A 13872-nucleotide genomic window follows, 5' to 3' on the forward strand; every position below is an offset into this window, starting at 1 on the left:
AAAGGGGGGAGGAAAAAGACATGAAACAGTTACGCACAAGCCTGGCTTTATTTCTCGCTGTTTTTCTGGTTATCCAGCCGGCAGCCGGTTCTGCTTCACTCCTGCTGCTTTCGGCATCAGCAGAAGAGGGGGAGGAAGAAAAAGACTCTCCTGTCCCGAAAATCGATCGGGCAGATGAGTCCGCCAGCCGGGAAGATGGCGGCGGTAATGACCTGCCCGATCCGGGATCCGGCGGGGGAAATGAAGACGGCGGAAATCCCGGCGGATCGGATGGTCACCCGGGCAGCGGTGAGAACAATCCAGGCGGGGACGGCACCTCCGGGAGTTCCGGCGAAGATCCGGGCAGCGAAGGAAGCAGTTCCGGAAACGGAGATTCTAATGAAAAAGACGATGGTTCTGCATCATCCGGGGAAGAAGATCCTGGAGCAGATGGTTCCGGAGGAGATGGTACACAAGGGGAAGACGGAGATGATGGCCAAACAGGGGAAGAGGGAACAAAGGACAACGAAGAAACCAATAGAAATCCCGGTGGTTCTGTCACACGCGGGGAGAATGAACAGTTAAAAGATATATTAAGGGATATCAAAAACAGTGACGAAGCACTCGGAAGTTTGAGCAATATTCTTGATGGAGACGCGAAAGGAAAAAATCTTACAGCGATTGCCCTCGCCTTAGCCGGATCAGCGGACAAGGATAACGATGGCTATACGAAGACTATCAACACGATACAAGATAGTTTATCTGCCAGACAGTATCAGAAATTAGTTAATGAATTTGGATTAGAGGAAAACTTGTCTCAAAGAAACTATTTAACAAAACAAATAAAAATAATTCAAGATGATGATTTGAGAGAAAATTTTATTAATAAAATTAATAATTTTGAAAGAGAATCTCGTTCAGGGAGGATTCACGCGGGTCTCTTTAACGGTATACTGGATAAACCGGTAAACATGGCTAAGAATGGTTTTCAAACTGTAACAAATGGAGCTTTAAACAGTCTGGACAGGCACATGGAAGCGTTTGGTATGATGGTTGATAATGTATCGGAACGATTCCAAACGATGGCCGACGCGGGAGCAGCCAAGGCTGAAAAGTCTTTGAAACATGCAGACATGAAAAGGGGAGCAGCGAAAGGAAATACATGGAAGAATATGAAGACTGTTGCAGCAGAATGGACGAATAAGGGAATGGCACAGGTGTTACCAGCAGTAAGCAATGGCTTTTCCCGGATGAGCCAGTTTGGGGAGACTGTTGCTAATTCCAATGCCGGCAAAGCTGTTGGAGATTTGCTGAAAAGTGGACAACAGGCAGCGGGCAATGCTTGGAACAGTGCCACGAATGTCGTCAACAAGGCAATGGATTCGAAAATTGGTAAAGGGATACGAAACATAGCATCTTCTCCGGTAGGTAAGATGGCAGGAGGGGCTTTGAGCGGATTATCTCTTTATGATGGATACAACAAAGTCACGTCTGGTGATGGCTGGCAGGACACTGTTGGTGGATATGCTGACATCGCCAGCGGCGGACTTGGCCTGGCTGCTGTAGCCGCAACAACTGTATTTGCCGGTACAGCCGCGGCGGCAGCCGCACCTATTCTTGCTACGGGGGCTGCTGTAGCCGGAGTTGTTTCTCTAGGGATTACCTACGGACCAAAACTTGTTAATACCTGGAACAATTCCAAAGTTGGAAAAAGCGTTAATAAGTTTGCTAAAAATACATGGAATACGGCAAAGGATGCTGCAGGAAACGCGGCCTCTGCTGCTAAAGACGCAGTCAAGAATGTAGGAGACAGCATTACTTCCGGTATTTCCAGTTTATTTGGAGGAAGCAGCTAGAGATGAGGAGAAAAAGATCTTTTCTGATCTTCCTCCTGATGGCCATCAATATCATAACAGGATGCAGTTCCAATGCTGCATCTTCCCCCCAACATGGGGGCCAGGGGGAAATGAGTCAGCAGAATATGGATGAAAAATGGCTTCACCGCATGGAACAAAGAGGTATGACCGAAGCACTGGCTTCGGCAGAGGCAGAAGAGGAATCAAAAGAACATGCTTCGGAGGAAGTAGATAAGGCATCCATTCGAGCAGAAGGGCAGGCTCTCATTGAAGAAAGCAACTGGAAAGCCACGACTTTGAACATTACAGAAAAAGACCATAAAGAATTTGAAGAGCAGACACTGACATATTTCGAAGAAGACATGCTGGAACGATATCCACCCGTACAGAAGGATACCATCGACATGCTGGCGACAATGATGACAGAAGACGGCGAAGATTTAGTTGTCACGGGTGTGATCCGCAATGGGTATGAAGATAAGGCATTCGAACGAGACGAATTGGAAAATGGTACGATTACACTGAGAAATGGAACGATGAACAGACTCGCAGGTTCTCCATTTGATCCATACTTGTCCAAATCAGTACTGCAGCCGGGAGAGGCCCTACCTTTCAGACATCGTTTCAAAGAAGAAAAGATTCGGATTAAAGGTTTTGATTATGATGCTTACGGTTATTACCTGCACTATACTTTAAAAAAGGAGGAAGAAAAGTGAAAAATTTGATGAAAAGGTTCTGGAAGGAAGAGGATGGACAGGCATTAAGTGAATATGGTGTCATACTTGGCATCATTCTTGTTGGTGTCATTGGTGCGATTACCGCATTAAGTGATCAAATCCTATCTGTGTTCGAGAGTATTACCGACTCCCTGAATATAGGTGGATAAGAAAATGACAGGAAAGGGGATACAATTTTGATAGTGATATTACTCATAGCTGTTCTATTAATCTCTTCAGCTTATACAGACATAAAACAGAATCGTATCCCCAACTATTTTATAGTCATGATCCTAATTTTCAGTATGCTCTATTTATTAGTAAACAACCCTGCTGAATGGTGGAGTTATGCCCTTAGTATGGCTGCTACACTCGTGCTTTTTTTTCTGCTCTGGGTCATCGGATTTTTGGGTGCAGGGGATGCCAAACTGGCAGCTGCTGCCGCCCTCACTTTATCTTTTCCTGATACATACTGGTTTTGGATCTTATCCATTGGAGGCGGCGTGTTGTTTTCAATCCTCCAAATGCTACGTTATAACGGCCCACGGGCTATCATAGATATTCTTTGGAGATGGTGGCTTAGTATCATGTATAAAACCGATAAACGGGAGAGTTCGGTCACTTTTCCCTTTGCCCCGGTCATAGCTCTGACCTGGATGGTGATCGTATGGTAAAACAAATAAAAAAACTAGTTCATAATGAACGAGGGCAGGCTTTATCTGAATTCGCCGTCGTGATGCCGGTGCTGATTATGTTTATTGTAGGAGGACTTCTGCTTGGGACAGTGGCTTACAACCAAATGATTGTAGTCGCAGCAGCGAATCAGGGGGCCCGCACCGGGGCAGCTGTTATTGCAGAGGAAGGCAGTTCGACCTTCGATGCAGCCGATCGAGCCCGGCAAACGGCAGAAAACACGCTCTCCTTTGCAGCAGGCGGAAATTGTGGGAATGTGAACCCAGCCAGGAGCGGTGATGACTTTGTTGTTGAAGTGCACTGCGATTATAATGTACCGCTTTCGTTTCTTTCAAACGGCGGCTCGTTTCAATTAACCCATGAATCGGAATACCGTATCTTTGATTAAGGGGACTCTCAATCATGAAAGATGTATTAAAAAGGGAAGAAGGTTTTGTGGCACCGTTTGTTGCTCTCATGATCCCCGTATTCATCGCGCTATGCGGTCTGCTTGTGGACGGAGGGTTATTGGCGGCTAATCACATTAAACTTTCAGGAGCGGTGGATGCAGCGGCTCATGGGGCTCTCGACTCATATGATGAGACAGCTTGGGAAGAAGACGATGAAATTGAATTACAGGCGTCCGAAGCCAGGAATCTTGCTGTTCACTACCTTCATGAGAATCATCCGGAAGCCCGTATAGATTTATTTCAATCCGATTCTCATTCTGTTTATGTCGAGGCATCTGCTCCTTCCCCTTTGTTTTTTATGAAAATAGCAGGTTTTAATGAAGTGTCTATTGAGGCCTCTGCCGGAGCAACGCTTGGGGAAGGAGAGTAGGAAATGGCTTTCAAACGTTTTATCGGTTTGCTTATGGATATAATAATTTGGTTTTTTATCTTTTTTTATCCGATGATCTGGCTGATGGATATGCTTATTCCAACCCGCGTCGTCTCTTTGCTCCTTGTCCATGGAATGGTCCTGCTTCTTCTTACGGTTGCCGCCTATCAACGAGGTGGACAAACGTGGGGACAAAAAATAGTTGCAGTCGAAATAAAAACAATGAGCCATGAGGTTCCATCGTTTTTCAGGCTTTTGGCCCACTTTTTATCGGCCTATCTTCTTTACTTATATTCTTTCGGACTGCTCTATATCGTAAGTGTTATCGTTCAACAGATAAGAAAAGATAAACGAATGCTGCATGACTTAATCTCCGGGACAAAACTGGATGTTTCCCAAACGGCAGAGATAAACACTCCACAAATTGGAGAAGGGGAAGGTAAGAATGAACAAATATAGTATAATACTAATAACAATACTCCTTCTTCTGTTGGCCGCATGCGGGAATAACGCTGCCGAAGAAGCAGAAGAAGTGAGAGACCAAGCGTTAAATGAAGAATTCTGGCAGACCTATGATTATTTCATGACGGTGCAGACGTTGAATGCCGGACAGATTGAGTATTATTATCCACAAGTGATGGAAGGGCTGAATAAGCAAATAACAACGTTGAACGAATTAGATATTCAGACAGAAGACGTCGCTGAAATAAGAAATAGTTTTGTACAGGGGTTTGAGGCGATGCAGAGGGCGTATGAACCATTGGAAGGGGAATATGAAGCCATGTACAATGATACTCTGAGCACTGACTTGGAAGAAAATTATTCTGCGGAAATAGAAAAAAGTAACGAACAGATGACTAATGCTCTTGCAGGGTTAATGGAATATTTTGAATTTGAAGAAGGGGAAGAAGAAGAGATTATGCGAGAACTAGAACCTTGGATGACAGAACAATAATTGGAGGCTGACGAATAGATGAAACCGGTCCATATGACAAAAAAGCTGACAAAAGCGCAGAAAAAGGCCTACAAACCTCACGCTTTGCCGGAATTCCCCATATATCGGACGTTTCCCATCGAGAAGGATGGCAGGTATTTTTATCTCGTAGGTCAGGTAAGTCTCGATGAAGAAGACCATTTTATGCAGTGGATGGTCCTGGATGACGAAGGAACTAGGGTGGATAAAACAACGGCAAGACCGATTCATGAAATTTACACGACGTGGCAGTGGGCGAGAAACCTATCGGATAGCTTAATTCCTTTGTTGGAAGAGCGAGAACAGCTGCATCCGGATCCGGAAGCATTGGAACAGTTGATCCGACGGACCGCTGAACAGTTGAAACAGAGGCATAATGAGGATAATCCGGAAGAGATGCTGAAGTTTATAACGCTGTTCAGAAATAAGACGATCCGCGAACATGAAATTCTGGCGTTTCTTTATGAGTTAAAGGAAGTTGTTCAGAGAACGGAATCGGAAGGATCCTTGTCCGAGCAGAACGCAACACGAATTCTAGAACTGTGGGAAGAACTTCAAGAAGAATATCAACCATGGATTCAACAAATATTTCATATCGAGTCAACAACTATTCAACAATTGGGAATACAACTAAGAAATAAAAATAAAACAGTCGAAGAAAAGTATGCACGCTCCTTTTATCTGGAAAGAAATTATGTGCGATCAACAGCTTCTTCTCTTTCTTCTCTTTACGGTCGTTTTGATGGAGACTGGAACCACCTGCTGAAATGGCATTTTGAAGAGACCCGGATAGATCCCGAAAATCCAAAACCTCCCATTTCTTTCAAGGGTAAATATAAACCATATCCCGTCTTGAAAAAAATCTATCAGGCGATGGTTTATGCCATCATTCCTCTGGAAGCTTTAATATTTTTAGGGACATGGAATATCGGTGTTTTAATTACAATCGGTGTACAACTGTTGGTCTTCGTTCCTGTTATTCGTATGTATTGGATGGGCGCAACTTTGCATCTCATTTTCCAGTGGAAAGAAATTATCGCGGATAAAAGCATGGTGATCGCGAGTTTCGAAGCCGATAATACGGGATCGGCCTCCGCGTTTAAAACCGGAGCAATCCTGGCTGCCGTCATTGGCGGCATCATGTACGCTTTTTCGAGAGAATGGCCGCTGCTGCTTGGCTTTTTGATCGTCGCAGCCCTGTTGTATGGCTACGGGGAACTCTCCGCACGCACATCGTTGTCCCGGACCAAAGTGGACTTTCACGAAGCCTGGATCAAAATCGGACCGAACGAGGTATGGAGTCATCAGATCCGGGATCTGTTGTGGGAAGGCGAGAGGACGCTGAAGATCGATCAGGGCAAAGACAAAGCGGCGTTTTGGATTCAGTTCAAACCAGAAGACAAGGAGGCTGCTGCCGCAGCGCTGGAAAAGTGGTGCGAGAAAAACGGTCAAACTGTGAACAGTGCATAATCGTCCATAAAGGGAAGGATATTCATGAAACCGGTTCATGTGAGAAAGAAGCTGACAAAAGCCCAGAAGAAAGTCTATATACCTCATGCTCTTCCGAAATTCCCCATTTATCGGACGTTTCCGATCGAAAAAGATAGAGAGTACTATTTTATCGTTGGTCAAGTTTCTACGGATGAGTATGAACATTTCATGCAGTGGATGGTATTGGATGAACAGGGGAATGTGCAGGAGGAAGATACCGCGAAATCTGTTTATGAGGCTTATACTCATTGGCTATGGGCAAAAAAACTGCCTGATTCTTTGTCTTCTTTTCTGGAAAAACGAAAGGATATGGATCCGGACTCGGAACGAATGGAACAGCTGATTGAACGGGTTGCTAAAGAGGCTAAGAATGTTTATAGCGATGAAATATCTTTAGACATTTTTTCTTTCATCTCTGTCTTGAAAGATAAACCAGCTTATGAAGAGCAAATTATAGAGTATCATTCTGCTATAAAGGAGCTCGTTCAACAGATAGAGTCGGAGCAACGTTTATCAGAGATGAAAGGCTGTCAAATTATAGACTTGTGGGAATCTTTTATAAAAGAATATAATCCCTGGCTTCTGAAATTATTTCATTTTAATGAACATGTAGTTCTTGATACATGGCTTGAAAGAGAAAAAAACTTTCAAGAAGAAGCAGACTATATTTCTAATATTATTTTAGAACGTAATTGTATGAACTCCACAGCATTAACTATTTCCTATCTTTCTGATTATTTTGATGGCGACTGGGAAAATTTATTGGAGTGGCATTTTGAAAAGACCCGAGTAGACCCCGAAAACCCAAACCCCCCTATCTCCTTTAAGGGCAAATATAAACCGTATCCTGTTCTGAACTGGATCTACAAGGCATTTATCTATGCCATCCTTCCTTTGGAAGCTCTTTTGTTTTTAGGGACGTGGAATACCGGGATTCTGGTTACGATCGGCGTTCAGTTGCTGGTATTCATTCCTATTATCCGAACCTATCGGGTGGGGGCAACTTTGCATCTCATTTTCCAGTGGAAAGAAATTATCGCGGATAAAAGCATGGTGATCGCGAGTTTCGAAGCCGATAATACGGGATCGGCCTCCGCGTTTAAAACCGGAGCAATCCTGGCTGCCGTCATTGGCGGCATCATGTACGCTTTTTCGAGGGAATGGCCGCTGCTGCTTGGCTTTTTGATCGTAGCTGTTCTGTTGTATGGCTATGGGGAACTCTCCGCACGCACATCGTTGCCCCGGACCAAAGTGGACTTTCACGAAGCCTGGATCAAAATCGGGGCGAACGAGGTATGGAGTCATCAGATAAGAGGTCTTTCCTGGGAAGAGGAGCGGACATTAAAAATTGATCAGGGCAAAGACAAAGCGGCGTTTTGGATTCGGTTCAAACCAGAAGACAAGGAGGCTGCTGCCGCAACGCTGGAAAAGTGGTGCGAGAAAAACAACCGCTCCGTTTCCGGTTTATAAGAAATAGACGAGTCTGGGACAAAACATTATCATGGACAAAAAATCCGAACGATTTTTTCCATAAATCGTTCGGATTTTTGTGTATTGTTCTATCGCTGCGTCAAAATAGGTCGCTTTCCGCGGGCACGGCTCGAGCCTCCTCGGAAGAAAGCCACTTCCTGCGGGGTCTCGAGACTCGTGCTTTTCCCGCAGGAGTCGACCTATTTTGACTCCGCTGAATGGACGTTCTTGTTATATAAACCCGATGTCCGTTTTACCAATTTTTCTTTCGTTTGGCCCAACCACCTTCTCTATTCAGCCGAGGCCGGCCACGGAGACTCCAGATTCACTTGGTAATGCGATCTTCTTTACCAAGTGAGCTGAAGCCGTCCCCATGGAAAATTGTTTTGTTCGGGTTTTCGGCCATTTCCTATCCTTCTGTCCCGGCCTCGTTTTTACATGCTGCCTATTCACGTAAATAATCAGGAAGAAATAAACTCCCCGCCGTTAATATGAACGGCCTGTCCGGTCATGTAAGAAGATTCATCTGACGCTAGAAACACATAAGCTCCGGCGTGTTCAGAAGGCTGCCCGGGACGTCCCATCGGGCTGTTCGTTCCGAACTGGGCCACTTGATCCGCAGAGAACGTCGATGGAATGAGCGGTGTCCATACCGGTCCGGGGGCTACCATATTAATCCGTATCCCTTTCTGCGCAAGCGGCTGTGCCAAACTACGTGTGAACGAAACAATCGCTCCTTTTGCCGCAGAATAATCAATAAGCTGCGGATGACCGCGGTAGGCGTTGATAGACGTGGTATTGATGATGGAGCTGCCTTCTTTCAGAAAAGGGATCGCTGCTTTCGTTAAATGAAAATACGAGAAAAAATTAGTCTGAAAGGTTTCTTCCAACTGCTCGGTCGACACTTCGGAAATGTCATTACGGACATACTGGACGGCTGCATTGTTCACGACGATATCGAGTGCGCCCAATGTCGTTACCGTTTGCTGGACGGCATCTTTGCAGAAAGATTCCTGTTTTACATCACCTGGAAGAAGCAGGCATTGAACGCCCTCAGCTTCTACCAGCTGTTTGGTTTCTTCGGCATCACTGTGTTCATTGTAGTACACAATCGTGACATTGGCCCCTTCTTTCGCATAGACCATCGAAACGGCACGGCCGATGCCGCTGTCCCCGCCGGTTACAAGCGCGGTTTTGCCGGTGAGTTTACCGCTTCCTTTATATTCTTTCGGCTGCACTGGAAGAGGATTCATCTGTGATTCGATACCGGGCTGGGAAGGCTGGGTCTGCGCCGGCTGCCCGTTTGTCTGTTGTTGTCTTGGATCTATCATTGTTATCCTCCTTCTTTCCATTCAAATCATTGCTATCCTTATCCTTCCACAATAAAAGCTAAACAAATCAATGAATTTCTTATAAAATGAAAGCGGGAGGCGTTGAAATGAAATTAACCTTGAAACATGTCCAGATTAATGTATCGGATCTGGAACGAGCCGTGAAGTGGTATGAAAAGATGCTGGATTTTAAAGCCAGCTCGATGTGGCCGCCGGAAAAACCGGAATATGCTGATTTTGAGACAGGAGGCCAGGTTACCTTTGCATTGGCAAAAGGCACGCCGTATCCATCCGGCGCCCGTTGTAACTTTTATGTAGAAGATGTGGAGCTTTGCTGGAAAAAACTGAAAGATCGGGCCGTTATTTTAGAATCGTTACATAATACCCCATACGGGCTGCGCCGCTTCAGTATTAAAGATCCGGACGGAAATGAATTGGGCTTTGTACAGGACGATTCGTTGTAATAACCTCTGCTGGAACAGAGTTTGGTTCTTTTGCTGCGGCCGTTTTTGGGATCTTTGGATGTGTACATATCATTAATGGGTCGGAGACATCGGCTTCTATCACAGGAGGTACCGCATCCCCCCCCGTTTCGAGATACAGGTCTGGATATAATCACAATCAGGAAGTGTTTGGTACGAGGAGCTGTTTTAAATGTGACAGCTCCTTTCTCTATGCTTTGGCAAACTACCCATGGACAGTAGCGGAAGGCGGCTGAAAAAGTATAAAAAAGGTATATGTACTGTTTATTTTTAACGTTTGTTGAATAAAAAAAAGACGGGTCCCTGCGAAGACTCGCTTTCCGCGGGCATGCCCCTCCAGTACTACCATCTGCAAGAAGCGAATCAACAAATATTGGTGTCTAATCACAGAGGAGCAACTCATTCCTGCTGGAGTTTCGCCTGCACCGGCAGCTCATTTAATTCTTCGCATCTTGCTACTTTGAATGGTCATTGGATACCACCCCTTTTTTAGGCTTGAATATAATTTTTATGTTACATAATTTCACACCCGGCCTGACTCGTAAGTCCTCAAGCTTTTATTCATTAATTTCTTGATATAATAGGGAGTTTTTGAATCAAGGAGTTATTGTTATGAAGATTATCTAACAAAAAATTTTAATATTCTAACAATTAAACGGCTATCTTTTAGTGAAAATACACAATGACTCTAATGGATATTTGACCTTATCATATCCATAGAGTTCTCATGAATAAGAGGAGGAGTAATAAATGAGCGCTTTACCAGCTAAACGTTTCACCGAAGTGATGGAGGAGGGGGAGTTTTTTCAGAAAAAGGATATGGTAGGGAAATTATCCAAGGATTATTACTGGTATTCCCCGGTTCTAGCAGAAGAATTGAAAGAAAAAAGCGCTGATTTTGTGATACGTCCGAAATCCATCGCTTCTTTAAAAGCCGGCTTAACCGCTGCTGTGAAAGAAAAACTGCCAGTGACGATCCGGGGGGCTGGAACCGGCAATTATGGACAGGCAGTCCCGCTGCATGGCGGACTCTTGGTGGATATGAGCGAACTGAACCGGATGATGGAAGTAGGAGAAGGGTTTGTCCGGGTGCAGGCGGGGATGAAAATCCGTGAACTGGAACGGAAGTTAGTCCCGACAAATCAGGAATTGACGATTTACCCGTCCACCTTTGCTAAAGCTACGATGGGAGGATTCATTGCAGGTGGTTCTGGTGGAATTGGTTCGATCACATGGGGCAACCTGTGGGACGGAAATGTGCTGGAAGCCACGGTGCTGACAATGGAAGAGGAAGTAAGAGAACTCAACGTAACTGGGGAGGAGCTGAAGAACTATATTCACAGTTACGGCGTAAACGGTATTCTCGTAGATGTGACCATCCCGGTGAAACCAAAAACCTCCTGGTCCCAGTATATTCTGAATTTTTCAGATTTTTTTCAAGCGATGAGCTTTGCCAGAGAGTTGTCAGAATCCCCTGGGAAAAAAAGACTGGTAACGGTATTTGAGAGGGAGATCGGAGATTTCTTTTTACCCCTTCGAAATGAATTGAAAGACTGTGGTGATCTCGTATTTATAGAAATAGCGGAAGAAAGTGAAAAAGATATGCTGGAGCTGGCGCAGCAATACGGGGGAATATTTATTTATCAAAAGGAGGCAGAATTATACCGGAAAGGGATGGGTATCTCTGACTTCACCTGGAATCATACGACATTGTGGGCGATGAAAACAGATCCTGCCTGGACTTATTTACAGAATTTTTTCTCTCTTGAAAATGTTGAGTCGCAAATAAAGACTGTTAAGGAGAAATACGGTGGGGAAGTGCTGCTTCATTTTGAATGGATTATGGATAAAGGCCGGCTTGTGCCGGCTGCTCTGCCTCTTATTAAATTTACTTCAAAGAAAAGACTATATGAAATTATTACATTTTTAAATGATATTGGGGCTGGGACAAATGACCCTCATACGTATTTACTCGGTGCCGGCGGATGGGACCTGCAGCTGCAGGCTATCGTTGAGAAGAAAAAGGAAAATGATCCACATGGTTTATTAAATCAAGGGAAAATTCCGAATTTTGAGACCGTTTAATCTCATTTCTGAAAGGAGCATGTTTCTGATGACATCTATTAAAGAAAACCTGCGACAGACTATTTTTCTTTTTTTCCTCGGTGTACCTCTTCTCTTATTGGTTTCCGCCTGTACCGATTCGTCCTCAGAAGATACATCGGGCGGCGGAGAGGCCATGGGAGAAGCAAGCGGAGAGGAAGAAGAAACCAACGAAGCAGAAGTAGAAGATGAATCGGAGGGCGCTGAGGAGTTAGTAGAAACAAAGCAAATCACGAGCTGGTTCCCGCAGGTAGAGAATGCTGGACAGTATTACGCTGCGATGGAAGGTTTTTATGAAGAAGAAGGACTGGATATGACAGTGGAACCCGGCGGTCCAGAAGTATCTTCTGTTCAAATAGTAGCTTCAGGACAGGCAGAGTACGGAATGGCTCAGGCGGATCAGATGTTAAGCGCGGTGAACGACGGTATTCCGCTGGTAGCGATATTTACCAATTTCCAGACTACGCCGCAGGGGATTATGTTCCATGAGGGCGAGCCGGTGGAAAATTTCGATGATCTGGCCGACGGCTATGACATTTATACCGCTCCGGGCGCCGGCTATTGGGAATACCTTGTGGAAACAACCGACATTGAGCAGGAACAGAATATGGTTTATAACGGCAGCAATTCGGAATTTATGTCGAATGAAAAAGCAGCCTCCCAGATGTATGTCACTTCCGAACCGTTTTATCTGGAGCAGGAGGGGGTGGAAACCGATTATTTAACGATTGCAGAATCCGGCTATTCCCCTTATGGAGATGTATTATTTACCACGCAGGAGCATCTTGAAGAAAATCCGGAAGAAGTCCAGGCATTTGTGAACGCTGTGACGAAAGGATGGGAAGCGTTCAAGGAGGAACCAGCACCTCTCTATTCCTATCTCATGGGGCTGCAGGATGGATTGAGTGAGGAACAGATGGCCTATGCCACAGAAGAAATGCAGGAACTTGTGTACGGCGGGGATGCAGAAGTTAACGGAGTAGGATATATGAGCGAGCAAAGATGGCAGACGTTAATTGATCAAATGACAGACCTCGGGCTGATAGAAGAAGGGATGGCACCGGAGGATATTTACACAACGGAATTTTTACAATAAGTTTGGAGGGATCTTCGTGAATAGACAGTGGACGGGAAAGGCGTGGCAGACATTGTTTCTGCCGCGTCTTTCTACCAAAGAAGTGGAAGAATTGGACAAAGGAAAGGGGGCGGTGGTGCTCCCGGTAGGAGCTGTGGAACAGCATGGGGATCATCTTCCGATCTACACCGATACGCTGATTGCAGAAGGAGTGGTTACGGAAGCATTTGAACATCTGTCCTTGCAGGACAACGTATGGCTCCTCCCTCCGCTGCCGTTTGGAAAGAGTACGGAGCACCAGAATCACCCTGGTACCGTTACGCTTACTTCGGAAACACTGCAGAACGTTGTAATGGATATCGCAGAGAGTATTCAGCGTAGCGGTTTCCGCAGGCTCGTTCTCTTTAATGCTCATGGAGGAAATTCCGATTTGTTAAACATGATGGCCCGGGAAATACGCATTAAAACCGGTTTGATGGTGTTCCGTGCCAACGCTATGGATGGCAGGCCGGAGATTGAACATAATCTTTCAGAAAAGGAAAAAAGGTATGGGATTCATGGAGGAGATGTGGAAACTTCCCTTGTATTAGCGCTGGAAGAGGAATGGGTTAATATGACACGTGCTTCCAATGAATGCTACAGCCCTTTTTTCGAAAATGAAGTAAGAATCGATATTAAAGGCGGCCCCTCCGTGGCGTGGATAGCTGATGATGTGAGCGAAAGCGGAACCTCTGGGTGCGCCGGGGAGGCATCCAAAGAAAGAGGAGAAACATTTCTACCGGTACTGGGTGAGTATTTTGCAAAAACACTGCAGGTCATTGCGGCGTTTGAAATGAAAGCCCTGAAAGGCACTATGTCACAGACAAAATAAGAAAGGGGAGGGT

General features: G+C 45.2%; 15 protein-coding genes. 14 read left to right on the plus strand and 1 reads right to left on the minus strand.

Annotation, left to right across the window (positions count from 1 at the left end; all coding sequences use genetic code 11):
• Positions 1–20: 20 nt before the first annotated feature.
• The 10 genes from G475_RS0110495 (at position 21) to G475_RS0110540 (ending at position 7997) form a co-directional block, all read left to right on the plus strand.
• Entirely contained in the window at positions 21–1835 is a 1815-nt protein-coding gene (locus tag G475_RS0110495) for an ICP22 family protein (RefSeq protein WP_026701266.1), read from the plus strand.
• Positions 1836–1945: 110 nt separating this feature from the next.
• Complete coding sequence (locus tag G475_RS0110500; RefSeq protein ID WP_156911672.1) at positions 1946–2551, plus strand: hypothetical protein; 606 nt, start codon at positions 1946–1948, stop codon at positions 2549–2551.
• Positions 2548–2721, plus strand: coding sequence for a Flp family type IVb pilin (locus G475_RS0110505; protein ID WP_026701268.1), 174 nt, complete (start codon positions 2548–2550; stop codon positions 2719–2721). Before G475_RS0110500 ends, G475_RS0110505 begins: the two co-directional genes overlap by 4 nt.
• Before the next feature lie 33 nt (positions 2722–2754).
• On the plus strand, positions 2755–3225 hold the full coding sequence (locus G475_RS0110510; protein ID WP_233275764.1) for a prepilin peptidase: 471 nt from the start codon (positions 2755–2757) through the stop codon (positions 3223–3225).
• Positions 3219–3632: a TadE/TadG family type IV pilus assembly protein gene (locus G475_RS24725; protein WP_035710861.1), complete on the plus strand. Its 414-nt coding sequence runs from the start codon at positions 3219–3221 to the stop codon at positions 3630–3632. The genes G475_RS0110510 and G475_RS24725 overlap by 7 nt, the downstream gene beginning before the upstream one ends.
• Before the next feature lie 14 nt (positions 3633–3646).
• A complete protein-coding gene (locus tag G475_RS0110520; RefSeq protein ID WP_026701270.1) occupies positions 3647–4063 on the plus strand; it encodes a TadE/TadG family type IV pilus assembly protein in 417 nt (138 codons plus the stop codon).
• Positions 4064–4066: 3 nt separating this feature from the next.
• Positions 4067–4522: an RDD family protein gene (locus G475_RS26325; protein WP_051302400.1), complete on the plus strand. Its 456-nt coding sequence runs from the start codon at positions 4067–4069 to the stop codon at positions 4520–4522.
• Positions 4509–5018, plus strand: a complete 510-nt coding sequence (locus tag G475_RS0110530; RefSeq protein WP_026701271.1) for a hypothetical protein — start codon at positions 4509–4511, stop codon at positions 5016–5018. The genes G475_RS26325 and G475_RS0110530 overlap by 14 nt, the downstream gene beginning before the upstream one ends.
• 18 nt (positions 5019–5036) lie before the next feature.
• Complete coding sequence (locus tag G475_RS0110535; RefSeq protein ID WP_026701272.1) at positions 5037–6506, plus strand: MFS transporter; 1470 nt, start codon at positions 5037–5039, stop codon at positions 6504–6506.
• A 24-nt stretch (positions 6507–6530) separates the two neighbouring features.
• The gene (locus tag G475_RS0110540) at positions 6531–7997 is read left to right on the plus strand and encodes a hypothetical protein (protein ID WP_026701273.1); all 1467 of its coding nucleotides are present in this window, start codon (positions 6531–6533) and stop codon (positions 7995–7997) included.
• 461 nt (positions 7998–8458) lie between these two features.
• Here the strand turns inward: G475_RS0110540 and G475_RS0110550 are convergent, their stop codons facing one another.
• Positions 8459–9325: an SDR family oxidoreductase gene (locus G475_RS0110550; protein WP_026701274.1), complete on the minus strand. Its 867-nt coding sequence runs from the start codon at positions 9323–9325 to the stop codon at positions 8459–8461.
• Between the two features lie 110 nt (positions 9326–9435).
• Between G475_RS0110550 and G475_RS24735 the strand changes: the two genes are divergently transcribed.
• The 4 genes from G475_RS24735 (at position 9436) to G475_RS24740 (ending at position 13859) form a co-directional block, all read left to right on the plus strand.
• Entirely contained in the window at positions 9436–9792 is a 357-nt protein-coding gene (locus G475_RS24735; RefSeq protein ID WP_035710865.1) for a VOC family protein, read from the plus strand.
• A 768-nt stretch (positions 9793–10560) separates the two neighbouring features.
• Positions 10561–11895: an FAD-binding oxidoreductase gene (locus tag G475_RS0110560; protein ID WP_026701275.1), complete on the plus strand. Its 1335-nt coding sequence runs from the start codon at positions 10561–10563 to the stop codon at positions 11893–11895.
• 28 nt (positions 11896–11923) lie between these two features.
• The gene (locus G475_RS0110565; RefSeq protein WP_035710867.1) at positions 11924–13009 is read left to right on the plus strand and encodes an ABC transporter substrate-binding protein; all 1086 of its coding nucleotides are present in this window, start codon (positions 11924–11926) and stop codon (positions 13007–13009) included.
• 16 nt (positions 13010–13025) lie between these two features.
• Entirely contained in the window at positions 13026–13859 is an 834-nt protein-coding gene (locus tag G475_RS24740; protein ID WP_035710871.1) for a creatininase family protein, read from the plus strand.
• The last annotated feature ends 13 nt before the right edge of the window (positions 13860–13872 follow it).

The organism is Salibacterium aidingense DSM 18341, assembly GCF_000429685.1.
In the GTDB taxonomy this organism is placed as follows: domain Bacteria; phylum Bacillota; class Bacilli; order Bacillales; family Marinococcaceae; genus Salibacterium; species Salibacterium aidingense.

Coding starts and splice junctions, on each gene's coding strand:
- G475_RS0110495 (WP_026701266.1), top strand. CDS start 21: ATGAAACAGTTACGCACAAGCCTGGCTTTATTTCTCGCTGTTTTTCTG.
- G475_RS0110500 (WP_156911672.1), top strand. CDS start 1,946: ATGAGTCAGCAGAATATGGATGAAAAATGGCTTCACCGCATGGAACAA.
- G475_RS24725 (WP_035710861.1), top strand. CDS start 3,219: ATGGTAAAACAAATAAAAAAACTAGTTCATAATGAACGAGGGCAGGCT.
- G475_RS0110520 (WP_026701270.1), top strand. CDS start 3,647: ATGAAAGATGTATTAAAAAGGGAAGAAGGTTTTGTGGCACCGTTTGTT.
- G475_RS26325 (WP_051302400.1), top strand. CDS start 4,067: ATGGCTTTCAAACGTTTTATCGGTTTGCTTATGGATATAATAATTTGG.
- G475_RS0110530 (WP_026701271.1), top strand. CDS start 4,509: ATGAACAAATATAGTATAATACTAATAACAATACTCCTTCTTCTGTTG.
- G475_RS0110535 (WP_026701272.1), top strand. CDS start 5,037: ATGAAACCGGTCCATATGACAAAAAAGCTGACAAAAGCGCAGAAAAAG.
- G475_RS0110540 (WP_026701273.1), top strand. CDS start 6,531: ATGAAACCGGTTCATGTGAGAAAGAAGCTGACAAAAGCCCAGAAGAAA.
- G475_RS24735 (WP_035710865.1), top strand. CDS start 9,436: ATGAAATTAACCTTGAAACATGTCCAGATTAATGTATCGGATCTGGAA.
- G475_RS0110560 (WP_026701275.1), top strand. CDS start 10,561: ATGAGCGCTTTACCAGCTAAACGTTTCACCGAAGTGATGGAGGAGGGG.
- G475_RS0110565 (WP_035710867.1), top strand. CDS start 11,924: ATGACATCTATTAAAGAAAACCTGCGACAGACTATTTTTCTTTTTTTC.